20 protein-coding genes are annotated in these 26,993 nt (G+C 59.8%); 9 read left to right on the top strand and 11 right to left on the bottom strand.

Going from position 1 to position 26,993, the window contains the following annotated elements:
* Positions 1-458: 458 nt before the first annotated feature.
* The 4 genes from H663_RS39490 to H663_RS39505 form a co-directional block, all read right to left on the bottom strand.
* Complete coding sequence (locus H663_RS39490) at positions 459-1,697, bottom strand: NADH:flavin oxidoreductase/NADH oxidase family protein (protein WP_053169319.1); 1,239 nt, start codon at positions 1,695-1,697, stop codon at positions 459-461.
* Positions 1,698-1,799: 102 nt separating this feature from the next.
* Positions 1,800-2,168, bottom strand: a complete 369-nt coding sequence (locus tag H663_RS39495; RefSeq protein ID WP_053169449.1) for a DUF2237 family protein — start codon at positions 2,166-2,168, stop codon at positions 1,800-1,802.
* A 202-nt stretch (positions 2,169-2,370) separates the two neighbouring features.
* Positions 2,371-3,633 carry a Y-family DNA polymerase gene (locus H663_RS39500; RefSeq protein WP_053169321.1) on the bottom strand — a complete coding sequence of 421 codons (1,263 nt, stop codon included), beginning with the start codon at positions 3,631-3,633 and terminating at the stop codon, positions 2,371-2,373.
* 87 nt (positions 3,634-3,720) lie between these two features.
* The gene (locus tag H663_RS39505; protein ID WP_083451010.1) at positions 3,721-4,161 is read right to left on the bottom strand and encodes a LexA family protein; all 441 of its coding nucleotides are present in this window, start codon (positions 4,159-4,161) and stop codon (positions 3,721-3,723) included.
* An 855-nt stretch (positions 4,162-5,016) separates the two neighbouring features.
* On the opposite strand from H663_RS39505, the gene H663_RS39510 reads away from it, so the two are divergent.
* From H663_RS39510 to H663_RS39520, 3 genes are all read left to right on the top strand, one after another.
* Positions 5,017-5,982, top strand: coding sequence for a PDR/VanB family oxidoreductase (locus H663_RS39510; protein WP_053169323.1), 966 nt, complete (start codon positions 5,017-5,019; stop codon positions 5,980-5,982).
* A 21-nt stretch (positions 5,983-6,003) separates the two neighbouring features.
* A complete protein-coding gene (locus tag H663_RS39515) occupies positions 6,004-6,723 on the top strand; it encodes an SDR family NAD(P)-dependent oxidoreductase (protein WP_053169325.1) in 720 nt (239 codons plus the stop codon).
* Between the two features lie 318 nt (positions 6,724-7,041).
* The gene (locus tag H663_RS39520; RefSeq protein WP_240620593.1) at positions 7,042-8,226 is read left to right on the top strand and encodes an alpha/beta fold hydrolase; all 1,185 of its coding nucleotides are present in this window, start codon (positions 7,042-7,044) and stop codon (positions 8,224-8,226) included.
* A gap of 149 nt (positions 8,227-8,375) precedes the next feature.
* On the opposite strand, the gene H663_RS39525 is transcribed toward H663_RS39520, so the two are convergent.
* Positions 8,376-8,693 (bottom strand): NIPSNAP family protein, encoded by a 318-nt coding sequence (locus H663_RS39525; protein WP_053169327.1) that lies wholly within the window; start codon positions 8,691-8,693, stop codon positions 8,376-8,378.
* 174 nt (positions 8,694-8,867) lie between these two features.
* Here H663_RS39525 and argE point away from each other — a divergent pair, with 174 nt between their 5' ends.
* On the top strand, positions 8,868-10,100 hold the full coding sequence (gene argE / locus H663_RS39530; protein WP_053169329.1) for an acetylornithine deacetylase: 1,233 nt from the start codon (positions 8,868-8,870) through the stop codon (positions 10,098-10,100).
* A 47-nt stretch (positions 10,101-10,147) separates the two neighbouring features.
* A complete protein-coding gene (locus H663_RS39535) occupies positions 10,148-11,116 on the top strand; it encodes a tripartite tricarboxylate transporter substrate binding protein (protein WP_053169331.1) in 969 nt (322 codons plus the stop codon).
* A 13-nt stretch (positions 11,117-11,129) separates the two neighbouring features.
* Here H663_RS39535 and H663_RS39540 read toward each other — a convergent pair whose 3' ends face one another.
* The 5 genes from H663_RS39540 to H663_RS39560 all read right to left on the bottom strand — a co-directional run bounded on the left by H663_RS39540 (position 11,130) and on the right by H663_RS39560 (position 15,446).
* Complete coding sequence (locus H663_RS39540; RefSeq protein WP_083451026.1) at positions 11,130-11,573, bottom strand: universal stress protein; 444 nt, start codon at positions 11,571-11,573, stop codon at positions 11,130-11,132.
* A 1,221-nt stretch (positions 11,574-12,794) separates the two neighbouring features.
* Complete coding sequence (locus tag H663_RS39545) at positions 12,795-13,373, bottom strand: YceI family protein (RefSeq protein ID WP_053169456.1); 579 nt, start codon at positions 13,371-13,373, stop codon at positions 12,795-12,797.
* A 139-nt stretch (positions 13,374-13,512) separates the two neighbouring features.
* Positions 13,513-14,079: a YceI family protein gene (locus H663_RS39550; protein ID WP_053169332.1), complete on the bottom strand. Its 567-nt coding sequence runs from the start codon at positions 14,077-14,079 to the stop codon at positions 13,513-13,515.
* 25 nt (positions 14,080-14,104) lie between these two features.
* Positions 14,105-14,638 (bottom strand): cytochrome b, encoded by a 534-nt coding sequence (locus tag H663_RS39555; protein ID WP_053169334.1) that lies wholly within the window; start codon positions 14,636-14,638, stop codon positions 14,105-14,107.
* Positions 14,639-14,660: 22 nt separating this feature from the next.
* Positions 14,661-15,446 carry a DODA-type extradiol aromatic ring-opening family dioxygenase gene (locus H663_RS39560; RefSeq protein WP_053169458.1) on the bottom strand — a complete coding sequence of 262 codons (786 nt, stop codon included), beginning with the start codon at positions 15,444-15,446 and terminating at the stop codon, positions 14,661-14,663.
* Positions 15,447-15,586: 140 nt separating this feature from the next.
* Here H663_RS39560 and H663_RS39565 point away from each other — a divergent pair, with 140 nt between their 5' ends.
* Both H663_RS39565 and H663_RS39570 read left to right on the top strand, forming a co-directional pair.
* Positions 15,587-16,474, top strand: a complete 888-nt coding sequence (locus H663_RS39565) for a LysR family transcriptional regulator (protein WP_053169336.1) — start codon at positions 15,587-15,589, stop codon at positions 16,472-16,474.
* A gap of 141 nt (positions 16,475-16,615) precedes the next feature.
* Positions 16,616-18,052, top strand: coding sequence for an NAD-dependent succinate-semialdehyde dehydrogenase (locus H663_RS39570; RefSeq protein WP_053169338.1), 1,437 nt, complete (start codon positions 16,616-16,618; stop codon positions 18,050-18,052).
* Between the two features lie 270 nt (positions 18,053-18,322).
* On the opposite strand, the gene H663_RS39575 is transcribed toward H663_RS39570, so the two are convergent.
* A complete protein-coding gene (locus H663_RS39575; protein ID WP_053169340.1) occupies positions 18,323-19,714 on the bottom strand; it encodes a sensor histidine kinase in 1,392 nt (463 codons plus the stop codon).
* 639 nt (positions 19,715-20,353) lie between these two features.
* On the opposite strand from H663_RS39575, the gene H663_RS42320 reads away from it, so the two are divergent.
* Entirely contained in the window at positions 20,354-21,418 is a 1,065-nt protein-coding gene (locus tag H663_RS42320; RefSeq protein ID WP_240620594.1) for a two-partner secretion domain-containing protein, read from the top strand.
* A 3,560-nt stretch (positions 21,419-24,978) separates the two neighbouring features.
* A partial coding sequence (locus H663_RS42325) for a beta strand repeat-containing protein (RefSeq protein ID WP_240620595.1) occupies positions 24,979-26,993 on the top strand: 2,015 nt, incomplete at its 3' end.

The raw sequence follows: 26,993 nt of genomic DNA on the forward strand, positions 1-26,993 counted from the left end.
CATCAGCGTACCCAAATCAATGAGCCACAACATCTTTGAGCATTGAAAACTTCACAGGACACAGGTTTTGTAGGTCGGTAGCTTTAGCTCCGACTTTGCTGGCTTCGGCGTGGGCACTTGTCGGAGCTAAAGCTACCGACCTACGGGGTGACGGTGCAAAAAATTCAAACATCAGCGTACCCAAATCAATGAGCCACAACATCTTTGAGCATTGAAAACTTCACAGGGCACAGGTTTTGTAGGTCGGTAGCTTGAGCTCCGACTTTGCTGGCTTCGGCGTGGGCACTTGTCGGAGCTAAAGCTACCGACCTACGGGGTGACGGTGCAAAACATTCAAACATCAGCGTGCCGAATCTACAGGGCGGCTTTTTCAGCAGCATGGTTGCTGCTGAACCTGGCGCGGCAAGCGTCCTGCAGACGGGCGCCAAATGGGCGGCCCGCCCACTGGGCCACCGCACTCAAGGTGCGTGCAAACGTCCGGCCATCCAGCGGCGGTATTGGCGGGTTTGCCTGAACATCATCCATTGCTGCAGGGCAAATGCCCAAAGCGGCGACACCTTGGGCTGGGTGGCACGCCCCTGGCTCAAGCGCCTGAGCTGAAACTTGACCACCGCCATGGTGGCCAGCGATGCCAGCACTTTGTTTTTCCAGGGGATGGGCGCCAAGGCCGGGCTGGTCTGGGCACCGGCGCGCCATTCGTGCGGCAAGTTGGGCGCAATCGCCAAGGCTGTGGCCATGCCCACCATGGCCACGCCGCTGGCCAGCACCTGCTCGGCCACGGCTGGGCGGCGAATGCCTCCTGTCACCATGAGCGGCATGTGTGCCACAGCCAGCATGTCGCGCGCAAACGCCAAAAAATAGGCCTCCCGGGCCAGGGTCCGTCCGTCGCGTGCTTGCCCCTGCATGGCGGGCGCTTCGTAGCTGCCGCCTGAGAGTTCGACCAGGTCGACCTGCAAACCATTGAGCATCTGCACCACCCGCTTGGCGTCGTCAGCGCTGAAGCCCCCGCGCTGAAAGTCGGCCGAGTTCAGTTTCACGGCCACGGCGAACTGTGCAGACACCGCACTGCGCACCGCTTTGACGATGTCGATCAGCAAGCGGGCCCGGTGCTCGATGCTGCCGCCCCAGGCGTCTTGGCGCTGATTGGTCAGGGGCGAGAGAAATTGGCTCAACAAGTAACCATGGGCTGCATGAATCTGCACGCCGTGAAAGCCCGCCTGCTCCGCCCATTGCGCGGTTTGCACAAAGCGCCGCTGCAGCTCAGCGATGTCGTCCTCGGTCATGGCTTGGGGGACGGAGAACTTGCTGGACAACTTACCCATGTCCAAAGGCACTGCCGAGGCCGAGCGGGTGGTCTGACCCAGCGCGGCCATCATTTGACGGCCGGGGTGGCTGATTTGCATCCACACCTGAGCGCCACCGCTGCCTGCGGCCTGCGCCCACTGCTTGAAGCGCGCCAGGTGCCGCGCGTCTTCGAGCACCACCCCGCCCGGCCCCGTCATGGCCCGGCTGTCCACCATGACGTTGCCGGTCAAAATCAGGCCAGCGCCGCCCTCGGCCCAAGCGCGGTACATGCGCAGCATGGCATCCGATGGCGCGTGCTCGGCGTCGCACATGTTTTCTTCCATGGCCGCTTTGGCGATGCGGTTGGGCAAGTGTGTGCCGTTGGGCAGCGTGAGGGGGTCAAACAAGTTCATGCGGCATGTTCAGAAAGCCTGATCGGGTGCATGCCAGTGTGCAAGCACCGACCATGCGGGGCTGTGCGACAGTGCACGGCTTGTGGGCGCACTGCCTGGGGATCAAACGTGGGCATGGGCCTGCAGCTGATCCAAGCTGATGAATTCGAGGGCTTTGGCATGTGTTGACGCCAGCACGACGGGGGGTGCCACGCCCGCGTCGAAGGCCTCTTTCCAGCGGACCGCGCACAAGCACCAACGGTCACCCGGCTTCAAACCTGCAAATCGGTACTCGGGCATCGGGGTGCTCAGGTCATTGCCCCTTTGGCGCGAAAACGCCAGAAACTCCTGCGTCACTTTGGCGCAAACCACATGGCTGCCTTGGTCGTGCCCGTCGGTGTTGCAGCACCCGTCGCGGTAATAACCCGTCAATGGATCGTAAGAGCAAGGCACCAAAGGGGTTCCGAGCACATTCAATGCGTGATCACTCATCTGCTTTTTCTTTTGAAATGGCCCATGCAGACCCGCTGTGGAGTCAGCCCGTTGACGCATGGAAACCCAGGTTTTGAAAGTCGCGGGCACTGGGCTTGCGTGGCCCAGACCACCGCACACACCACCGCTCAAACGCACTGGGGATCATAGCGACTGGGCTTGCATCGTTCGGCGATCACCGGTCCACCCCCGTCACACCCCCTCACACCATGGGCACTTCTTGCCAGTCGGTGGTGTAGTGGGGTGATTTGCGCGCTTGCAGCATTTGCCAGTCCTTGTAGGCGCCTTGCGTGGACACCTTGACTGCGCCGCGCCCGTAACGCTGATTCAACGCGTCCACGGCCTGCATCAGCCGGGTGTTGCTGGTGGTTTCGGGCTCCAGCAAGTCCCCTTGGCGCTGCGAGACCGGCGTAATTTCGCTGAGCATGACCCCGGCCTTTTTATAGGCATAGCCGGGTTTGAACATGCGCTCACACAGGTAGTCGGCCCAGCGGTTGACTTCGAGGGTGTCGTGCGTGGGATAGGGCAGCGGCACGGTCAGACTGGGCATGTACTGCGGCAGGTCTTTTCTGAACCGGTTGGTCTGCAAAAACACCTGGATCACCCGCGCGTGGCTGCCTTGTGCCCTGAGTTTGGCGCAGCCATTGGCGACGAACATGGACAGGGCATCCTTGAGCACAGGCAAGTCGGTGACCATGCTGCCAAAGGATCGGCTGGAGATGATTTGCTGCTTGTCGGTGGGCAGCTCTTGCAGCGAAATGCACGCCGTTTCTTGCAGTTCGCGTTGGGTTTTTTCCATCACCACACCAAACTCGGCACGCAGCGTGGGCGTGTGCGCCTCGCGCAAGTCATGGGCACTCAGCACGCCGTGCAACGCCAGTTTTTGGCTGAGCTTGCGCCCCACGCCCCAAACCTCTTGCACGGGCAGGCGTTGGAGCAAGCGGTTTTTTTGCTCCGCCGTGAGCGCGTTGTAGTTGAAAACGCCTTGGGATCGGGGATGCTTTTTGGCCACATGGTTGGCCAATTTAGCCAGGGTCTTGGTGGGGCCAATGCCCACGCACACCGGCATGCCCGTCCACTTGCCCACACGTTCGCGCATGTGATAGCTGAGTTCGCGCAGTTGGGGCATGCCCGTCAGGTCCACAAAGCACTCGTCGATCGAATAGACCTCGTGCCGGGGCGAAAACTCGCTCAAGATGCTCATCACCCGGTTGGACAAGTCGGCATACAGCGCGTAGTTGCTGCTCATGGCCAAAATGCCATGCTCCTCGGCCAGGGCTTTGCACTCGAACCAAGGCTGCCCCATCTTCACGCCCAGGGCCTTGGCCTCGTTGGAGCGGGACACCACGCAGCCGTCGTTGTTGGACAACACCACCATCGGCACCCGGGCAAGATCGGGTCTGAAAATGCGTTCGCAGCTGACGTAAAAATTGTTGCAGTCGACCAGGGCCAGTTGCTGCGTCATGGCGTGTCGCTCCCGTGGGTGCGATACCCGGCTGGCCCCACCAGCAGCCAGGACCGCCGGGCGCGCGATGTGTGTTCAGCCATGGGTTCAATACAGCTTGTGCAGGTTGCGCGTGACCACACCCCAGATGAGCAGCTCCTGTCCATCCTTGACCACGATCGGGGGGTACAAGGGGTTTTCGGCGATCAGCTTGATCACGCCGCCCCGTCGGTACAGGCGCTTGACGGTGTAGTCGTTGTTGAGCACGGCCAGCACGATGTTGCCGTGCACGGCCTCGATGGAGCGGTCCACCAGCAGCTCATCGCCTTCGTAGATGCCGATGCCGTTCATCGAATCGCCTTTGACCCGAAAGATGAAGGTCGCCTCCTTGTTGCGGATCAGGTGCTCATTGAGGTCGATGCGCTTGCGCGTGTGGTCTGCCGCCGGAGACGGGAACCCCGCCTGCACCGTCCAGGCGCACAGCTCCAGCCACAGCGGGGTGTCCGGGACAACAACAGGGATCGGCGTGAAATTCAAGGGAGAAGGCATGCGCCAAATATACTGTACAAAACAACAGTCCTTCAAGTACTCAATCTGGCGTCACAAAAAAGGTCACCGCACATTCAGCGCCCCTGGGCGCACAGCATGAGACGCCCCCTGTTCCTATTGATCAGGCACGCTGAAGTTTGAAATGTGTGAGACATGTCATCTCGCAGGTCGCCACTCGCAGAGTCCGACGTTTTCAGCCTCAGGCTCAGGCCAATGTCGGGGTCTTCGACCGCCGACCTACAACACTGCGATGGTCCCTCGTAGGTCGGTACTCGAAGAGTCCGACATGAGCTGTTGACCTCTGCCTCTGCTTTTGCCGCTGTTGCTGAACAAAAATCTGTCGGGGTCTTCGACCGCCGACCTACAACACTGCGATGGCTCCTCGTAGGTCGGCACTCGCAGAGTCCGACGTTTTCAGCCTCAGGCTCAGGCCCATGTCGGGGTCTTCGACCGCCGAGCTACAACACTGCGATGACTCCTCGTAGGTCGGTACTTGAAGAGTCCGACGTTTTCAGCCTCAGGCTCAGGCCCATGTCGGGGTCTTCGACCGCCGACCTACAACACTGCGATGACTCATCGTAGGTCGGTACTTGAAGAGTCCGACGTTTTCAGCCTCAGGCTCAGGCCCATGTCGGAGTCTTCGACCGCCGACCTACAACACTGCGATGACTCCTCGTAGGTCGGTACTCGCAGAGTCCGACGTTTTCAGCCTCAGGCTCAGGCGAATGCCCGTCCGGGGCCATCACCGCGGGCCCCAAGCTGATGTACAACGGCTACGAGATCTGGAAGAGCGGCGCCGAATAATGCGCCCGCTACCGCATCACCAACGCCGCAGGCGGCATGTGCGGGCGCTGCATGAAAACCTGCCCCTGGAACCTGGAAGGCCTGCTGGCCGAGGGCCTGGCGCGTTACGAGTTCAAAGCGCCCGATGGCCGCGATTTGCCGCCCTTCACGGCAGGCGGGCACATCGACGTGGTGATCGCGCCCGAATACCAGCGGCCTTACAGCCTGGCGGGCGACCCGGCCGACCGCAGCCACTATGTGCTGGGCGTGTTGCGCGAGCCGCCCGAGTCTGGTGGGCGCGGCGGCTCGGCGCTCATGCACCGGGCCTTTCGTGAAGGGCGGCGGGTGTTTGTGTCGCGCCCGGTCAACCACTTTGCGCTGCACGAAGACGCCACCCACAGCTGGCTGATGGCCGGGGGCATTGGCGTGACGCCCATGATCGCCATGGCGCACCGCTTGCACGCTTTGGGCAAACCGTTTGACTTTCACTACAGCGCCGCCAGCCGAACAACGGCAGGCTTTTTGAAAGACTTGGCCCAGGCCCCTTGGGGCCACCAGGTGCAATACCACTTCAAAGACGAAGGCCAGCGAGCCGACCTGATGCAGCTCTTGCCCGACTTTGCGCCGGGCCAGCATGTCTACACCTGCGGTGCGCCGCGCTTCATGGACGGCGTGTTTGAAGCCGCCACTGCACACGGCTGGCCAAGTGACGCCTTGCACCGCGAATACTTCAGCGTGCCCGAGGCCGACGCCTGGGTGAATCAACCCTTTGAGCTGCTGCTGCAAAAGTCTGGCCGCCGCCTGCAGGTGCTTGCCGAGCGCAGCGCCACCGATGTGCTGGCCGAGGCGGGCGTGGGCGTCAGCGTGAAATGCAGCGACGGCCTGTGCGGCGTGTGCGCCCTGCCTTACGATGCACAAGCCTCTGACGCGGTGGAGCACCGCGACTTTGTGCTCAGCCACCAGGCGCGGCAGCACAAAATCATTTTGTGCTGCTCACGCGCCCAGCAGGCCGGAGGTGTGATTAGCCTGGATTTTTAACAACAGCAAGGGAGAAGTTTCATGGACATGGTCAAACAAGTTTTCATCACCGGCGGCACCAGCGGCATTGGCGCAGCCATTGCCCGGGCCTTTGCCGCCACAGGCGCCAGCGTCACCGCCACCGGTGCCACGCCTGCCGAAGTGGCGGCGGCGCAAGCCTCAAGCGCCAACCGCCTGATCACCTTCCATGAGCTGGATGTGCGGCAAGCTGAGCATGTGAACAAGGTCCTGGGAGAATTTGCCGAGCTGGATGTGCTGGTCAACTGCGCAGGCATCATCCAGCGCAATGCCGAGCACGACCCGGAAGTGTTCGCGCAGACCGTGGACATCAACCTGAACGGCACCATGCGCGTGTGCGCTGCGGCGCGTGCGGGCCTCAAAGCGCGCCAGGGCTGCATCGTCAACACCGCCTCGATGTTGAGCTTTTTTGGAGGCGGCCTCACGCCGGGCTACAGCGCCAGCAAGGGCGGCGTGGCGCAACTGACCAAGTCGCTGGCCATTGCCTATGCGGCCGACGGCATCCGGGTGAATGCGGTGGCCCCGGGCTGGATCGCCACGCCTTTGACCCAAGCCCTGCAAGACGACCCCACACGCAGCGCCCAGATCGTGGGCCGCACGCCCATGGGCCGCTGGGGCCAGCCCGAAGACGTGGCCGACCCGGTGCTGTTTCTGGCCAGCCCGGCGGCCCGCTTTGTCACCGGCGTGGTCTTGCCGGTGGATGGGGGCTACCTGATTCAGTAAGACGAGTCCACCCTTGGAAGATGGACAAGTCCGGGGCTCAAGGGCCTTTATCGGCCTGTGCCTTCAGGCCGACAGCATGAACTTGTGGCACGGTTGGTGGATCGGTGGGCGGGGTTTGGCCCTATAGGCCCTATAGGCCCAAAGGCGTGAACGGCCTGCACGGCCAGGTGGGCATAGCCCCCGGCAAGCACAGCCAAAGCATGCGCTGCATGGGCGTCAGACATGCGCGTCTGCCACCACACAGACAAGGCCGTGGCTGAAGGCCTAAGGTTTGGGCAGGCATTCACCCCCCCTGCACATCTTCATGAGGAGGTGCCAATGACGCCATCGACCACCCCGCCATCCAAACCTGAGCCGACCGACCCAGACCTTGCCGAGCAGGCTCGGCCTGGCCACGGCATTCCTTCACAAGACCCCGATTCGTCAGCGCAGTTTGTGCTCAATCCCGGAGAGACCGCGGGTGAAACCGAGTCTGTGTTCAATCCCGGAGAGACCCCGCGTGAAGCCGAGTCTGTGCTGGTCGGCGGTGCGATGTTGGGGGGTGCAGCCTCGGGTGCAGGCATTGGTGCCTTGGTGGGTGGGCCTGTGGGCGTGCTGGTTGGTGCCAGTGTGGGGGCTATGGTGGGCGCGCTGGGCGGTGCGGCTGCGGCCGCCACGGTGGGCGTGGAAACACCCAGCAATGCGCCTTTGGAGCCAGATGACGAAGTGCATTTGCACATGGACGACAGCGGGGGCGGTGGCCGTCCGGTGGTCTTGATCCATGGCTGGCCACTGTCTGCGCAGGCATGGGCACCACAGGTGTCGGTGCTCAGCGCTGCGGGCTACCGCGTGGTGACTTATGACCGCAGGGGTTTTGGCCGCTCGGACAAGCCGGATTCCGATTACAGCTACGACACTTTGGCCGACGACCTGCAGCGCGTCTTGGCCGATTACGAATTGCACGATGTGACACTGGTGGGTTTTTCGATGGGCGGGGGGGAGGTGGCGCGCTACATCCGTCGTCACGGCGAATCACGCCTGCACAGCGTGGTGTTTGCAGCCGCTGTGCCGCCGTATTTGATGCAAACCGCTGACAACCCCGAGGGGCCACGCACGCCCGACAAAACGCAAGCGTCGCGCAAGGCACTGGAACAAGACCGAGAAGCCTTCTTCGACGAATTCACACGCAACTTCTTTTCGGCCAACGGAGAGCTCCAAGTGAGTGAGGCGCAGCGCGCAGACGCCCTCGCCCTGTGCCAACAGTCTGCGCAGCATGCCGCCTTGGCCTGCATGGACGCGATCAACACGACCGACTTCCGGGAAGATTTGAAAAAAATCACGGTGCCCACGCTGGTGATTCACGGCGATGCAGACGCGATCGTGCCCATCGCAGGCTCGGGCGAGCGAACTCACCGCGCTGTGGCCCACAGCCAGATGGTGCGGATAAGCGGTGCACCCCACGGCATGAATGTCTCGCACGCACAGGCATTCAACGATGCGCTGCTGTCGTTTCTGCGGGTCTGAAACGCGTGAAGCGAGGCGCAGATGTGTCTTTGCGGCAGGTCTTGAGGTAAATTTTGCGGACTCCATGCACGCCAGTTATGCGTCACTGTGCAGCCGAAGAGCCTTGGCCACCGCGTGACGCTTTGCTGGTGCCGTGTGCCCGGCACCCCTCAGGGTTGTGGTCCCCAGGGGGCCGAGAGCATGAGCTTGTTGGACTGTTCGCGGATCAGCGGGCGGATTTTGGCGACAAAGGCCTGAAAGTCCGCATCGGCATAGACCCCGGCCCAAAAGGCGCGGCGGTCAGCATCGTCGTCAAATTTCCACACATGGATCAATTCGTTGAGAGCGCCCACATCACCAGTGAAGTAACCGACCAGTTTTTGCGGATGCTTGGCCAGCACGGGCCAGCCCTCCTGGCTGTAATGCGCCACGACTTCGGGCATTTTTCCGACGGTCACGCTGTAGGTGCGCAGCTCATAAATGGCCATGAATAACTCCAGAGGTTGAATGACCCGCTCACTGTAGGCGCGCCCAGCCCCAGCGCATGTCGGCAAGGCGACGCCCTGTCGGGTTTAGCCCGAGGCCCGCCAGGCCATTGGCCTGTAAGATCAAAATTTGAGCCCTGCCTGAGCCTGCCCCTCACTTTTTGCCGGAGTCCCCCCATGAACGCCCCGCTTTCTCACGCCGCTTTGTCTCCCGTCCATGCCCCTTTGCAAGCCTCAGACCTGGCCGCCTTGCCCCTGATTGAAAAATGGATCGCCTTTGCCACCGTCTCGCGCGACAGCAATCTGGCCTTGCTGGACTGGACCGAGTCCTACCTGAAGGACCTGGGTATTGCCTGCAGTCGCACCTACGACGACAGTGGTCAAAAAGCCAACCTCTGGGCCACGCTGCCCGCGCACGACGGGGAAACCAAAGTCGGCGGCCTGGTGTTATCTGGCCACACCGACGTGGTGCCCGTAGACGGCCAGCCTTGGGACACCGACCCGTTCAAAGTTGTGATCCAAGGCGACAAGATGTACGGCCGAGGCGTGACCGACATGAAGAGCTTTGGGGCCATCTGTTTGATGATGGTGCCCGAGTTGCTGAAAAGAAAACTCAAGCGCCCGATTCACCTGGCTTTCAGCTACGACGAAGAAGTCGGCTGCATCGGCGTGCGCCGCATGATTGCCGACATGGTGGCGCAGGGCTTCAAGCCTGCGGGCTGCATCGTGGGCGAGCCCACCGGCATGCAGGTGGTGATTGCGCACAAGGGCAAGCATTCGTACCAAACCACGGTGCACGGTTTTGAGGCGCATTCCTCCCTCACGCCGCTGGGCGTCAACGCAGTCGAGATCGCTTGCGAGTTTGTCGCCCACCTCAAAAGCATGCACCGCGAGTTGGTGCAAAACGGCCCGTTCGACCCGATTTACGACGTGCCGCACACCACCATCCACACCGGCGTGATCGCAGGCGGCACGGCGCTCAACATCATCCCGCGCCAGTGCGAGGTGACCTGGGAAATCCGCCACCACCACTTGAACACGCCTGAGGACTTGTTTGCCCAGGCCAAAGCCTTTGGCGAGAGCCTGGTGCCCGCCATGCTAGCGGTGGCACCGGACACGGGCATCACGCACGAACTCAAATCGGTGTTGCCCGGTTTTGCCACGGCCGCTGACAGCGAGATCGCGCAGCTGTGTTTTGACTGCGCCGAGGTTGACCCGGCCAGCGGCGCGGGCAAGGTGTCGTTTGGCACGGAAGCTGCGCTGTTCCACCAGGCGGGAGTGCCCACCATCGTGTGCGGCCCCGGCCACATCGCGCAGGCGCACCAGCCCAACGAATGGGTCACGCTGGAGCAGCTGGCCTGGTGCGAGCGCTTCATGCGCCGCTTGGCCGACCGGGTGTGCGTGGCCTGATCGTGGCCTGGTTTTGAATGTTTTGAACCCTTCACAAGGAAACTCTCATGATGCAACGGCGTGAAATTTTGACGGCCACTTTGGGCACAGCTTTGTTGTCAGCGGTGGGCCTGGCGCAAGCGCAATCCACCAAAACGGTGCGCATCGTGGTGCCTTTTGCGGCCGGGGGCGTGCAAGACACGCTGGCCCGTGCGCTGTCCCAAGAGATGGCAGCGGCCTTGGGCCAGACGGTCATTGTGGAAAACCGCGCAGGCGCAGGCGGCACCGTGGGCACCGGCTATGTGGCGCGTGCAGAAGCCGACGGCACCGTGATGGTGGCCGCTGCGGCCAGCCACAACATTGCCGGATCGCTCTACACCAAGCTGGCTTATGACCCGCAAAAAGACTTTGCACCCCTGGCCCACATTGGCAGCGCCAGCTATGTGCTGATGGTGCACCCCGATGTGCCTGCCAAAAACGCGGCCGAATTCATCCGTCATGCCAAGGCCAACCCCGGCAAGATGAACTACGCCAGCGCCGGTGTGGGCAGCGCCACCCACTTGGCCATGGCCTATTTCACGGGTCTGTCGGGCACGGACCTGGTGCACATCCCGCTCAAGGCCACGGGCGAAGCCATCAACGAAGTGCTGTCGGGTCGCGCCCAAGCGGTGATTGCGGCCAGCATTGGCGCGCTGGCGTTTGCCAAAGACAGCCGAGTCCGCTTGCTGGGCGTGACCTCACCCCAGCGCAGCAAATACCTGCCCGACTTGCCCACCATTGCCGAGAGCGGCCTGCCGGGTTACCAGTTTGATTCGTGGTTTGGTTTGCTGGGCCCGGCTGCCGTGCCTGCAGTACAGGCCAACCGCATCCACGCCGCCATCAGCAAACTGCTCAAAGACCCGGTGATCCTGGAGCGCCTGGACAAGCAAGGCATTGAGCCCCGCGACATGAGCAACGCTGATTTTGGCAAGCTTTTGGCCGCCGACTATGTGCGCATGGCGCAAGTGGTCAAGGCCTCGGGGGCCAAGATCGACTGAGCGTCCGTCCTGCTCAGTCAAAGCCCCGAATCATCAACACGGGCACGGGCGACAGGCGCATGATCTGCTCGGAGCCACTGCCCAGCAACACACGGCCAATACCCCGCCTGCCGTGTGTCCCGAGGACGATCAGATCAGCCCCCCAGTCGCCTGCGGCATCGGCCACCGATTCACCCAGGCGCTGGCCCACGCGGTCGATCACCAGGGTATCGGCCGTGACGTTGACCGCACTGGCCGCCGCCTTGCCGCTGTTCAAAAGCTTCTCGGCGTTGTCGCGGGCCAGCCCGATCAGGTCCCCCGTGTATTCATGCCCACCCAGCAAGGACAACTCGTCAATGCAATGCACCATGCGAATTTGCGCTTTTTCTGATTGGGCCATTTTGATGGCGTAGTCCAGCGCTTTGTTGGACGTGTTGCTGCCATCCAAGGGCACGAGGATTTTCTTGAACAAGGACATATTGGTCTCCCGCAAATGTTGCGGAGCCAGCAGCATCCAGTCGTACGCTTGTGGCCCCAAGAGTTTGATTGCATGGCGTCAATCCATTCCCATGCTAGAGACATGTCAGTCGCGGCAACAGCCATCTTTCGATCAATGGGGCTATGCCGGAAGTTGTATACCCGGCGCAGGCCCCGCGACACCGTAGGTCTGCGGCTTTGGCAAAGACCCACGTCGGGGTCTTCGACCACCGACCTACGATGCCGCTCTTTTGTAGGTCGGCACTCGAAGAGTCCGACGATGGCCTGCTCAAGCGTTGTCGATTGAAACAAGCATCAGCAGTGGTTCAACAAATGTCGGGGTCTTCGACCGCCGACCTAAGAAGTCTCTTTTGTAGGTCGGCACTCGCAGAGTCCGACGTTTGTCTGCTCAAGCGTTGTCGTTGGAAACAAGCATCAGCAGTGATTCAACAAATGTCGGGGTCTTCGACCACCGACCTACGATGTCGCTCTTTCGTAGGTCGGCACTCGCAGAGTCCGACGATGGTCTGCTCAAGCGTTGTCGTTGGAAACAAGCATCAGCAGTGATTCAACAAATGTCGGGGTCTTCGACCACCGACCTACGATGTCGCTCTTTCGTAGGTCGGCACTCGCAGAGTCCGACGTTTGTCTGCTCAAGCGTTGTCGTTGGAAACAAGCATCAGCAGTGGTTCAAACCACGTCGGGGTCTTCGACCGCCGACCTACGATGTCGCTCTTTTGTAGGTCGGCACTCGAAGAGTCCGACGATGGTCTGCTCAAGCGTTGTCGATTGAAACAAGCATCGGCAGTGGTTCAACAAATGTCGGGGTCTTTGACCGCCGACCTACGATGTCTCTTTTGTAGGTCGGCACTCGCAGAGTCCGACGATGGTCTGCTCAAGCGTTGTCGTTGCAAACAAGCATCGGCAGTGGTTCAACAAATGTCGGGGTCTTCGACCACCGACCTACGAAGTCACATCTTGTGTAGGTCGGCACTCGCAGAGTCCGACGTTTGTCTGCTCAAGCGTTGTCGTTGGAAACAAGCATCAGCAGTGGTTCAAACCACGTCGGGGTCTTCGACCGCCGACCTACGATGTCTCTTTTGTAGGTCGGCACTCGCAGAGTCCGACGATGGTCTGCTCAAGCGTTGTCGATTGAAACAAGCATCAGCAGTGATTCAAACCACGTCGGGGTCTTTGACCACCGACCTACAAAACCACAGGCTTACGGGGCCACGGCTTCGATGGCGATGTCGATGCGCACTTCATCACCCACGTAAGGCGCGTATTTGCCCGCATTGAACTCGGTTCGCTTGATGGTGGTGAAGGCGTTGGCGCCCAGGGCTGGCTTTTTGATCATGGGGTGGGGCATGGCCTGGAAGCTGGTGACTGTCAGGGTCACGGGCTTGGTCACGCCTTTGATCGTCAGCTGGCCTTCGATGGCTTTGGGCTTGTCGCCTTCAAACACCACCTGGGTCGATTTGAAAGTGGCGATGGGGAATTTGGCCGTGTGCAGAAAGTCTTCGCCCTGGATGTGGCCGTTGAAGTCCACTGAGCCGGTGTTCACCGATTTGAGGTCGATGGTGATGTCCACCGAGCCGGTTTTGGCTTGCGCGTCAAACACGACTTTGCCGGTGGTGTTGCTGAAACTGCTCAGCTGCGTGGACAGGCCAAAGTGCGAATACGAAAAACGGGGGAAGGTGTGCGAACTGTCCACGTTGTAGGTGACAGGCGCGGCCAAGGCCGAGCCTGCGGCCAGCGATGCGAACGCCAAAGCGGTTGCGAGTTTTTTGAAAGATGTCATGGAAAAGCTCCTGTTGGAAAAAGAAATTTGCGGTTGAAAAAAGTGATCTCGGGCGTGATGGCAGGTGTTGGTCAGAGCTGCGGCGTGTACCACGCCGATCGCCAAGGGGTTGGGCTGGCTACCGGCGTTCATCGCTCGCTCATTTGCCCAAGGTTGCGGTGATGGAAAAGTTGACCTGGATGTCATTGGCCACCACGTCGAACTTGGCCCACATGCCTTCGCCGATGCTGTAGTCGGCGCGTTTGAGGGTGAAGCCGCCGGTCAGCAGGCCGTCCTTGCCTTGTGCGCTGTGTTTCATGGGAAATTTCACCTCGCGCGTCATCCCCTTGATGCTCAGCGTGCCTTGCACTTCGTATTGGTTGGCTGCGGTTGGCTTGATCTGCTTGGCCACAAACTGGGCCTTGGGGAAGGCGGCGGTGTTGAACCACGATTTGGTGACCACTTCTTCGTCGGCCTCGCCCGAGCCGGTGTCCACGCTGGTCAGATCGACTTCAAAGCTGGCTTTGGCCTGTTCGGCTTTTGCCGGATCAAAGTGGAGCTGGGCGGCAATTTTTTTGAAGCGGCCGTCCATGGCCACGCCCATTTGCTTGTAGCTGAAGGTGACGCTGCTCTTGGCAGGCACGATGGTCTGATATGGCGCGGCCTGGGCTTGCGCAGCCAGCGCGAGCGCCGACAGGGCGACGATGTGTTTCAAAGCAGTGTTCATGCGTGTTCTCAAAGCAAGGGGTGAATCAACGTGCAGGCAGCATGCGGCGCAGCGTGTCGTCTTTGTGAAAAAAGTGGTGGAAAAACGCGGCCGCTGCATGGCCTGCAATCAGCACCAGCAAGCCGATGTTCAAAGCTTCATGCAACTCGGCCAGACTGCGGCCCAGTGCCTTGTCTTTGCCAATCAGGTCAGGAATCGGCAGCACGCCAAACCAGACGGTAGGCACACCCTTGGCAGAACTCATGAGCCAGCCGCTCAAAGGGATGGCGATCATCAGCACATACAGCAGGAAGTGGCCTGCGTGGGCTGCCATTTGCATAGGGCGTGGCATGCTGTCCGGCAGGGCCGGGGGACGGTGCGTGACGCGCCACAGCAGGCGCAGCCAAACCAGGAAAAACACGCTCACACCCGCCCATTTGTGCCACGAGTAGTACTGCAATTTTTCAGGCGACAGGGGCAGGTCGCTCATGTAAAAACCCAGCGCCAGCAGGCCAAAAATCATCAGGGCCATGAGCCAGTGCAGGCTTTTGGCAGTGCGCGTGTAGTGGGGCGTGTGCATGGTGTGTGTTCCTTGAGGGGGTTCAGTGAAAGCTGTAGCCATCCATGGCGATGACGTGGTCACTGATACCCCGGAAAAACGCCTCAGGCTGTGCGTCAGCACCCGCAGCACCCAGTGCGGTGAACAAGGGCAACAGGTGCTCGTCGCTGGGGTGGGCGCGTTGGCCTTCGACGTGCTGGCGGTACGCCAGCAAGCCGGGCACATCGCGGGCCATCATGTGGGTGTGAATCCAGTCGGCAAAGGCCTGCACATAAGCCGGTGTGCCGCCGCCATGCCTGCTGACCGCCATGAAGTCATGCAGGTTGTGGGTGATGTTGCCCGAGGCCATGACCAGAATGTTCTGCGCAGCCAGCAAGGCCAGTGCTTGGCCCACCCGGTAAGCGTGCGCCGGACCCAGGCGGCTTTGCACCGACAGCGGCACCACCGGGATGTCGGCATCCGGGAACATCTGGCGCAGCGGCATCCAGGCCCCGTGGTCCAGGCCGCGCTGGGCGTCTTGTGCCACGGGCAAACCGGCATGCTGCAAAGCCGTGACGACCTGAGCGGCGACTTCGGGGCAGCCTGTGGCGGGGTATTGCATCTGGTACAGCCGGGGGTCAAAACCGCCAAAGTCGTGAATGGTTTCGGGCCGGGTGGCAAAGCCCACGGTGGGCACCGCCGTGTCCCAGTGCGGGCTGAGCACCACGATGGCGCGGGGCGTTCCCAGTTGGGTCGCAACGTGGCTCATGGCTGCGCCCGCTGCACCGGGGTGCAGGGCAAACATGGGTGAGCCATGGGGCACAAAAAGAACGGGACGGCGGGCAGACATGGGGCTTGCGGTGTAGGTGTTGGGTGACTGTGGCAGCCCTTGATGGAGGTGCAAGGGCTGCCGATGTGTTGAACTGTAGGGCCTTCAGTTGCTTAGAAAAAGTGGCCAATGTGCAAATATTTGTTGCAAAATTGGCAACAATGAACAAACTCGATGCCATGCAAATTTTTGTGCGGGTGGCCGAAGCGGGCAGCTTCACCGCCGTGGCCGAGCAGCTGCAAGTGGCGCGCTCGGCCATCACCCGCCAGATCGCCGCGCTGGAAAAGCAGCTGCGCGTCAAGCTCATCACGCGCAGCACCCGCAGCCTGACGCTCACGCCTGCAGGCTCGGCTTACTTGGAAAAGTGCCGGGTCATCCTGAACATGGTGGACGCCGCCGAGGCCAGTCTGGGCGAAGACACAGCCCTAGCCCGAGGCCGCATCCGGCTGGGTTTGCCCATCAGCTTTGGCCTGGAGCGGCTCATGCCCGCCCTGATCGCCTTTGCGCAGGCGCAGCCGCACATCGAGCTCATGATGGATTTTTCGGACCAGCGCTCCAAGCTGATCGAAGAAGGCATCGACCTGTCGATCCGCATCACCGCCGATTTGCAGCCGGGCGACATCGTGCGGCAGCTGGGTTCCTGTCACTTGATCACGCTGGCCTCGCCTGCGTATCTGTCCGAACACGGGCAGCCCAGCCATCCGCAGGCCCTGGCGCACCATGAATGCCTGGTGTATTCGATGTCCATGAATTCGGCGACCTGGACCTATAGTGTGGATGGCCAGTTGCAGCACTTTCCGGTGCGTGGCCGCATCCGCGCCAACAACGGCTCGGCCCTGACCCAGGCCGCCGCACGGGGCATGGGCATCACCGTGCAGCCGGACTTCATCGCCGAGCCCTTTTTGGCGCGTGGCGAGGTGCTGCAAATCCTGCAAGACTTCGCGCCACCGCCCCTGGGCATTTATGCCGTGCTGCCCAGCAACCGCTACATCCCGCACCGGGTCAATGTGCTGCTGGAGCATTTGGCCAACAGTTTGCGTCCGGCATGAACGGCCACCGGGGATCTTCGCCTGTCACAGGCTTGACGGCGCTGATGCAAAATCCGGCCACAATTCGCGCACGGGTTCACCCTTTGATTTTTCACCCTCCCTTGGCATGGGTTCTCAGCAACCCGACTTCAGGACTACAGCATGACCTACCCCAACACCCAACTCTTCATCAGTGGCCAGTGGTGCGATGCCGCAGATGGCCGCACCCTGCCCGTGTTCAACCCCGCCACAGGCACTGAAATTGGACGCCTGGCCCACGCGGGCATACCTGATCTGGAGCGTGCCGCGCAAGCCGCACAAAAGGGCTTCGAGATCTGGCGCGACACTCCCGCCAACGAACGCAGCGCCATCATGCGCAAGGCCGCCGCCCTGATGCGCGAGCGTGCCCCGCAAATTGCTGAACTGCTCACACAGGAGCAAGGCAAGCCTCTGGGCGAAGCCAAAGTTGAAGCCATGTCGGCCGCCGACATCATCGAGTGGTTTGCCGAAGAAGGCCGCCGCGTCTATGGCCGCATCGTGCCGCCACGCAACATCAACGTGCAGCAGCAGGTGCTCAAGCAACCCTTGGGGCCCGTGGCTGCGTTCACACCCTGGAACTTCCCGGTCAACCAAGTCGTGCGCAAAATGTCAGCGGCCCTGGCCGCTGGCTGCTCCATCCTGGTCAAAGCCCCCGAAGAAACCCCCGCATCCCCAGCCGAGCTGATCCGCGCCTTCCACGATGCGGGCGTGCCTGCAGGTGTGATCGGTCTGGTCTACGGCACACCGGCGGACATTTCCAACTACCTGATCGCGCACCCGCTGATCCGCAAAATCACCTTCACCGGCTCCACCCCCGTGGGCAAGCAGCTGTCCGCTCTGGCCGGTCAGCACATGAAGCGCGTGACCATGGAGCTGGGTGGCCACGCCCCGGTGATCCTGGCCGAAGACGCCGACATCGCCTTGGCCGTGAAAACCGCAGGCGCTGCGAAATTCCGCAATGCGGGTCAGGTGTGCATCTCGCCCACCCGCTTTTTGGTGCACCACACAATTGCCGACGAATTTGCAGCCCTGATGGCCGCGCATGCCGAATCGCTCAAGGTGGGTGACGGCCTGAGCGCAGGCACCCAGATGGGGCCTTTGGCCAACGAGCGCCGCCTGGTGGCCATGCAAGCCATCATGCAAGACGCCCGCGCCAAAGGTGCCAAGGTGCTCACGGGCGGCGAGCGCATCGGCACGCAGGGTCACTTCTTTGCGCCCACGGTCTTGTCGCATGTGCCCCTGGACGCCGACGTGGTGAACAACGAGCCCTTTGGCCCGATCGCCGCCATCCGCACGTTTGAAAAGATCGAAGACGCCATCGCCGAAGCCAATCGCTTGCCTTTTGGCCTGTCGGGTTATGCCTTCACCAACTCGCTCAAAACCTCGCACCTGCTGAGCCAGCGCCTGGAAGTGGGCATGCTCTGGATCAATCAACCTGCAGCGCCCTGGCCTGAGCTGCCGTTTGGCGGCATCAAGGATTCAGGCTACGGCTCCGAAGGCGGCCCAGAGGCGCTGGAAGCCTATCTGAACACCAAGACAGTGTCCATCTTCAACGGCTGATCCGCAACGTCGGACTCTGCGAGTGCCGACCTACAAAAGAGCGACATCGTAGGTCGGTGGTCGAAGACCCCGACGTTGGTTGAACCACGGTTGAGGCTTGTTTCAAACGACAACGCTTGAGCAAATATACGTCGGACTCTGCGAGTGCCGACCTACAAAAGGGCGACATCGTAGGTCGGTGGTCGAAGACCCCGACATGATCTCCGGATACGACATCGCAGGTCGGTGGTCGAAGACCCCGACGTGGGCAGTGAAGCACTCAGGTGCCCATCAGGCCAATGCGGGCAGGATGAGGTGGACTTCGGCACCGCCTTGGGGGGCGTTGCTGATCGTCAGGCTGCCGCCATGGTGCGTGGCGATGGATTTGGAGATGGACAGGCCCACGCCCAGTCCATCACTTTTGGTGCTGAAAAACGCCGTGCTCACTTGGGCCAGCACCTCGGGCGTGAGCCCCATGCCGTTGTCACGGATGCTCAAGTGCGCCAGATTGCCTTCGCGCCAGATGCGCAGGTCGATGTGGCGATAGGCCTGCCCTTGCGTGGCCTGGATGGCGTTGCGGCAGATGTTCATGAGGATTTGTGACAACTGCACCGGGTCACCCATGACCCAAACCGCTTGAGCAGGCAGGTGCAGGCTCACATCCACGGCTTCTTTCAGAATCCAGTCGTTGGTCAGATCCATGATGTCCTTGACCACTTGGTTGAGGCTGACCCGCTCAAATTGGCTCTCTTTGGACTGGATGAATTTGCGAATGCGGTTCAGGATATCGACCGCGTTTTGGGTGTTGCGCTCGATGTCGCCGAGGTATTTGCCCACCGATTGGACACCGGCTTTTTCCACCTCCAGATGGGCGCGCTCGGCAATGAGGTAGATGTTGGTGAGCGGCTGGCTCAGCTCGTGCGCCAGGGATGCGGCGATCTCGCCCACGCTGCGGCGGCGGTCAAGCTGGGCAATCTGGTGACTCAATCGGACACTTTCCTCATTGCGCGCTTGCGCCATGGCCAGCTGCCCGGTCTGACGGGTCAGGCGCTCCAGAAAGACCCCCATGAAGCCGATGTTGCCCACAATGGCGCTCAGCACACCCAAAAAGACCATCAGCATGGTCAGGATGTCATCATTGAGTGCCCCAGCTTGGGACATGTTCAGCAACACCACCATGGAGCGCATCGCCAACACAAGCCCCAATGCCAGATAGACCGCCGCCACCCAGCGTGCGCTGGGGCTGTTGTCTCGCCGGTCAATGGCAAAAGCCAGCCAGGCCAGATGCAAGAGCAGGGCAGCAGTGATGCCCGAGCCCCAGATGAATCGCAGCTGTTCGTTGTGCAAGACGCCATGAAAAAATTCATAGACAAGCGCAAAAATCACCGCCCCGGCCAGCAACCAGACCCAGTGCAGGGGTCTGCCCAGCGCATGGCGCAGCGCAATCACCCGCAAGGCCACGCCCAAAAAAAGAAACGTGTTGGCCACCACATGCGTGAGCCAATCAGGCAATTGCTCCCGGGAACCGAGCAGGATCAGACTCAAGCCAAAGATGACCCCGCCAATGCACCACCAATGGATGGTGGCCGAACGCTGACGGCGCAAAGAAAGCCAGACCCCCAGCGGCATGACCAAGTACAAAAGACCTGCAATGAGATAAGCCGTGGGCAGATGAATCGACATCAATTGCTGTGCACCTCAGAAATCAGTGATTATTGATCCGGTCCCGTGAAGTTTGCAGGGCGACTTCAAACTTGCACCTTGTGAGAGCTAGCCCTTCTGGCGATCAGAACCTTGCGGACCACTGGCTTTTCGCGTGGCTGCAAGCTCCCACAAAATCCTACCAACTGGCAATACACGGCTCAGACTTCATCGGACCGAATCTATGGGACCGAACTGTCTGGTGAAAGTCGCGTCGCGATGAAGAAGTCGTGACGCCAAGTTGAACTGGCACCAACATTCTGCAGACGTTTTCAACACTCAGCTGTTGGCCACCGACTGCATTGTGGAACGCTCAATTGAGAAGGACGCTCGTTGACATTGCCAGAATTCATCGCCTTACCCAAACACACGGATCTCTTGGCTGGAGCAGCTTGAATTCAAATACTAAATGCTTAATAATTGCTTGGAGACCCTCACGAAAATCTGTTGTTTTTGACGAAAAAAATATTTCATATATAATACAAACTACTAATTTACGATCAAGTCACGTCAAAAACTTGAACCAGGGCGCTCTGCCCACTGAATTCCAAGCCGATCTCTCAGCCACAAATCATGGCCCTGAGCACGGATCTGCAAAACCCAATTGAATCGTTTCTTCACATGAACTCGCTTTGCTACAAAACCGTCTTTTCAAAACACTTGGGGGCCCTGGTGGCCGTCGGTGAACATGCCGCAAGCCAAGGCAAGGCCAACGGCAGCTTTTCAGGTTTGAGCACTGCTGCCCGTGGTTCGAATGTCAGCGCTTTTTTCTTGGGAGCCTTGACGCTCACTTTTGCGTGCGTTTCCTTGGCCTGGGCCGCGCCCGCCAACAACGCCTTGCCCACTGGCGGGGTGGTGGCCCAAGGCAGCGCGGCCATCAGCCAAAGCGCCGCCAACATGACCATCAACCAGGCATCGGCCCGTGCCATTGTCAATTGGCAAAGCTTTGACATCGGCCAAAACGCCAAGGTCAACATCGTCCAGCCCAATGCCCAAGCCGTGCTGCTCAACCGCGTCACGGGCACAGCGCCCAGTCAGATCTTCGGTCAGATGTCAGCCAACGGTCAGGTCGTTCTGGTCAACCCCAATGGTGTGACCTTCGGCAAAGACGGCTCGGTCAGCGCAGCAGGCCTGACGGCCAGCACCCTCAACACCACCGACGCCGACTTCATGGCAGGGCGCAACCGCTTCACCCGCGACGGTGCCACCGGGCAAGTGCTCAACCAGGGCACCCTCACGGCCACCCCGGGTGGTTATGTCGCCCTGCTGGGTGCCAGCGTCAGCAACGAAGGCAAAATCATTGCCCCCCAAGGCAACGTGGCCTTGGGCGCGGCAGAGACCATCACTTTGCCTCTGTCCGGCAGCAGCCGCATCAAGATGGAGTTGACCCCTGCAGCCATCAACGCTGCCGTGGCCAACAAAAAACAGGCAGCATCATCACCGAAGGCGGTCAGGTTTACATGCAAGCCGCAGCACTGGGCAGCGCCATGGCCAGCGTCTTGCAGTCCGGCGGCATTGACACCACGGGCGCGCAAGGCGGCGCGGTGCACTTGCTGGCCGACGGTGGCAGCATCAAGGTGGACGGCAGCATCACCGCCAACAGCAGCGCAGCAGGCCAAGCCGGTGGCGACATCTTCATCGGGCGTGATGCCGAAACGGGTGTGCTGGCCAAAGCGACCGATGTGAGTGGTGCCAAACTCGAAAGCAAGGGGGGCTTTGTCGAAACCTCTGGCGATTGGCTGGCCACCTATGGCACCCGGGTCAGCGCCAAAGATTGGTTGCTGGACCCCACAGGCATCGAGATTGTTGCGGGCACAACCAGCTCACCATCCTGGAATGGCACCACCCAAAGCAACTCCACCATTTTGGCCAGCGACATTGGCTACAACCTGAGCCAAGGCACCAACGTGACCATTGCCACCTCGGCCGCCGGGGACGGGATTGCTGTGAATGAGTCGATATACAAGACCGGCGGTAGCGATGCCTCATTGACTTTGCGCGCGCATGGCGACATCAGCATCGCTTTCGGCAAAACCATCACATCCACCTCTGGCAAGTTGCATGTCTTGCTCAACAGCAACTTCAGTGGTGACGGCGGCAGCATCATGATGGGCGGTGGCTCCAGCATCGTGAGCAATGGCGGCAACATCACCCTGGGTGGAGGTACCGCTGGCGATGGGTCCGACTATGCCTGGGGCGCTTCGGGGTCTGGCGCAATCTACGGCATTCTTTTGAGCGGTGCCAACCTGATATCAGGCGGAGGTGACATTCGCTTAAAAGGCCGCACGGACACGGCTGAAGGTATTTATGTCCAGGGCCAAATCAACGCAACCGCGCTGCCCAATTCAACCGGCACGGGCAAGATCGAGCTGACAGGAAGATCTAATGGTGATGGAGGCATCCGTTTTACGGCTGCTGAACTGACTGGTCAAACCGACATCACCCTGACCGGCGAAGGCAAAAATGCATCTGGCATTGATATCAGCAATAGCAGTTTTGTGAAGTCACTCGATGGCAACATCGACATCACCGCCCAAATCAACTCCAAATTTGGGCATGCATTCAATTTGAAAGGCAAACTTGAACTGGAAGGCAGCCAAAAATCGATCTCGATCCATGCCAACACCATGACCTTCAATGCTGCTGCAGTGATCGACGCGGGCAGCACGGGCACGGTGAACCTTCAACGCGCCGACACGAACCCCGATCAAAAAATCACCCTTGGTGCAGCCGATGACCTGATCAATAAGAACTTGGGAATTTCGAACGACGAACTCAACGTCATCCGCGCAGGCACGGTGAAAATTGGCAGCCTCAATGACAACGCACCTTTAATCGTCGACAGCGACATCGTCACACGTCACACCACCGGCAACATCGTTTTGCAAACCGGCGGAAGCATCTCGCTGAACAAAAATTTGACCATTGGTGACGACATCAGCACGTCGACCCTTGAGTACAGCAAAAATCTGACCCTGCATTCGGCTGAGGCGAACAGCACGGTGGACAACGGCACCAACACCATCAAAGCCAATGGCCTGGAATTGCTCGGAACTTCAACCGCCTACGTTTTGGCATCCCCGGACAACGACATCCAAAAACTCGCTGGCAAAACGGGCAGTGTGATTTTGCAAAACAGCACAGGCCTGGCCATCGACACGGTCAACACCGCTGGTTTGAGCACCACTGGCAACACCGCCGGGCTGACCACCACTGCCAACATTTGGATCAAAGCACTTGATGGCGACATCACGCTCAAGCAAAACCTGAGCGCCGTTGCCACGAGCGCCGGTGCCACGAGCGATGTGAGCTTGTATGCCATGAAGGGGGCCATTGTGTTTGACGCGGCTGCGCCGATTCTGCCGGTGGATCCCATGGTTGGCGTGATCACCGCAGACACTTTGCAACTGTATGCGGGCACCAGCATTGGTGCCAGCGACAAGCGCATTCAAACCAGCGTTAACAACTTGACCTTGCTGGCCACCAACGACATCTATGTGACGGAAAAAGACGCCGTCACCGTCGCGGCCGTCAGCAACGTCAACAATGACCTCGGCATCAGCAGCAACATCGACATCCAAACCCAAACAGGCACGCTCACAGTGGGCAATGGCCGTCCCATCAATGGCACCATGTTCTCTGGCATCGCCGCCAACGGCAAAGGCCAACTGACCCTGAAAGGTGGGGCCGATGATTCAGCAGGCGTGGGCGTGGACATACAGCAGACCATCATGGCCGGGGGCAACATCACCATCGAAGGCCGCTCGTTGGATGCGGCGGGGGTCAGAGTTGCCCTCAACCAAAGCGTCGCCACCGTCAACAACAAAGAACTTGATCCTGCCCAAGTGCGGATCAAAGGCGTGACGGCAGGCATGGCCAACGGGGTAGAGGTCTACGGTGAAGTTCAGCCCTATCGCAACAGCTCGCTGACGGTAGAAGGCACCAGCACAGGTGGCGGCGTAGGCATTTACACCCATTACGCGTTCGGGCCTGCTAACACCCAATTCAACACCAGCACCTTGGCCAACGGCGCATTGGGCAACCCGGAAACCGGGGCCGTGACCTTGGTAGGCACCAGCACAGGTGGTGCCGATGACGCATGGGGAACGCCAACCGGCCTGAACCAAGGCTATGGCCTGCTCTTGCGTGGCTCCATCCGCAGCAATCAAAGCATCAGCATCACTGGCAGCGCAGACCACCGGCCTGGGGTTTTCATTCAGCATGGTCTATTGGATAACGACTTCGAATGGTCGGGAAAATATCTCCAACCGACCATCATGGTCCAGCCCAGGTCTGAGGACCAGACATTGACCGGCGACGCCATTTACATCAAAGGCAACAATGTCTTGGGCAGCACCAGCAACCCCAACGGGGTCTTGATTGCGGGTGCACAGATCAACAACAGCAGCAGCGGCGGCGCAACCACGATTGAAAGTGAACGGGGTGGCATAACAGCCATTCATGGCGCTATTCTGGGGGGAGAATCAGCGTTTGGTGTAAATAACAACTACTTCAGTAGTTGGATTTACAACGGACCCAATGCCGGGGCAGTGAATGTCAAAGCAGGCACCAACGCCGACTCGACCGCCAGCATTGGAGAACAAAAGCCCGATAACCTTTCAGGTGCTGGATTTGACCCATTTTGGGCCTTCTCATCTGTGATGAAAATCACTCAGAAAAGTTCTGCCGGCGTCAATGTGCAAACCACAGGACAAGGCCACATCAGTGGACTTGACGTCAATAACGAAGGATCAGGCAATGTGGTCATTGCCGCAGGATCGACCCTTGCTGCCGATATGGATGGCTTGGGCGGACAAGTCAAAAGAAACTGGGGCGTTTCACAATTTGCTGGCGGCAAAACCCTCGTCTTTTCAGGCAATCTGGCAGACACGGGGCCATTGGAAGATATTGCCGGCTTGAATGTTTTATATGCCAGCCAAGTTGACGACAACTTGCGCAATTTGGCGTCCCACCAGGCTTACAGTGCCAGCTACAGCATCCCCAACGGCGGGCCAGCCCAGCTTATTCTTCGCAAAGCAGTCAATCTTGGCACCGTGGACTTCAGCCACACCCTGAACAAAACCTATGGTGATGCCGGGTATACGAAAAGTGACTTGAAGACCGGTAATCGCTCACAGGTCTTGGCCGATGCACGCGAAGCCTTGGCCGCAATGACAGGTGACATGGTGGAAATCAACCAAAGCGGATACACCATCCAATTCAAAAAATCCACCTTGGTGGAGCAAATGGATGCGAGTTTTTATCAGTGGTATTTCGACAATTCCTACAGTTCATCGGGCAATTTGAAAGCATACGATGGAACCAGGGAGTACGTCCTCGTCAACCCCGGCTCGAGTGGTTTTGACATTGATTATCAGCCCACCAAAGCGCTGCTGGCGGTGAACAAAAAAGCTTTGACGGGCAGCATCAGCACGGGTCAAAGCACCTATGGCGCTGTCCTGAATGCAGGCCAGGTGAGCTTCGACAATGTGCTGAATGGTGACGACGTCACACCCGGCACCGTGGGGTTCAACACCTTTGGCAAAACCAGCTCAAGTTGGAACCTCAAGGCTGCGGATACGGCGCACAGTGGTGTGCAAATTCTCTTCGGTCTGAACGGAACAGACGCCGACAACTACAGCTTTGCAGAAGTCAAAGGCGACTACAAGGTCGACAGGCTGGCCCTGACCGGCGCCGCCATCGCTGGGGTGAACACCACCTATGGCACACCAAAGGCTACCGGGGAAGTCAGCTTTGACAACATCCAAGGCCTGTGGCCTCCTTTCAAAGACATCGTCACCGCCACTGCAACAATCGTCGATGCGGCTACCAGCACCAGCGGCAACCTCAAAGCGGGCAACTACAAGCAAACAGTCACCAGCATCAGCGGCGCGGATGCCGAGAACTACAGCTTTGCCGGATTCACCACAGCAGACAAGAACTATGTGGTGGACAAACTCGCTGTGACGGGTGTGACGATTGATGCGGCAGGCCACATCTACGGCGGCACAGTGAGCGCTGGTGCCGTGAAGTTCACCGGCTCTAACTTGAAGACCGGCGATGTGGTGGTCGGTGCAGCGAGCGTGCAAAGCACCTCAAATGACTTGAGCACCAGCGGCAAGCTCAAGGCAGGCAGCTACGGCCAAAAGGTCAGCACCCTGACGAACGGCAATGCCAATAACGACGCAGACAACTACACATTCAGCGCTGTGACCCACGCAGCAAGCTACACCGTGGACAAGAAAACCATCACCACAGCCAGCATTGCAGCCGTGACCGATGCGGTGTATGGCACAGCCAAAGCCACTGGCGCAGTGTCCCTGGGCAGTGATGTCGTCACCGGTGACCTGATCAGCGCAAGCAACCCAGCGACCATCCAAAACGGTGCCAACAGCACCAGCGGCAACCTCAAAGCGGGCGACTACAAACAAACCGTGGCAGGCGGCTTGAGCAGTGGCAACAGCAATGGCGATGCAGACAACTACACCTTCGATGGCGTCACAACCGGCACGAGCAACTACCACGTTGACAAGAAAACACTGATTGTCAGCGGCATCACCGCGAGCGACAAAACCTACAACGGCAATGCATTGGCAACCATCAGCACAGCGAATTTAGTCACCGACGGTCTGGTAGCCAGCGACATCGTGACGGTCAGCACAACAGGCACTTTCCGCAACGATGCCAACACAGCCGATGACAAGAACGTGAAGTTGGACAACGGTGTTGTCGCGGCCAAGATGGTTGCCTTGAGCAGCAGCTATGGCGGCACCGACAAAGACAACTACCTGATCTCCGATCAAACCAGCACCACCGCCAAGATCACGGCCAAGGAACTGACGTTCGCAGCTGTGAGCGACACCAAGATCTACGACGGCGGCACCAGCTCCAGCAATGCAGCCTCTGTGACGGGCACACAAACCGGTGACACCATCACCGCTGTTCAGTCCTTCGCCAGCAAGAACGTGCTGGGTGCCAATAACTCCACACTTCAAGTGGGCGCAGTCACCATCAACGATGGCAACAACGGCAACAACTACACCATCGGCAACAAGGCCAGCGCCACAGGCACCATCAAGGCCAAGGAACTGACGTTCGCAGCGGTGAGCGACACCAAGATCTACGACGGCGGCACCAGCTCCAGCAATGCAGCCTCTGTGACGGGCACACAAACCGGTGACACCATCACCGCTGTTCAGTCCTTCGCCAGCAAGAACGTGCTGGGTGCCAATAACTCCACACTTCAAGTGGGCGCAGTCAC

The organism is Limnohabitans planktonicus II-D5 (assembly GCF_001270065.2).
Classification (GTDB): domain Bacteria; phylum Pseudomonadota; class Gammaproteobacteria; order Burkholderiales; family Burkholderiaceae_C; genus Limnohabitans_A; species Limnohabitans_A planktonicus.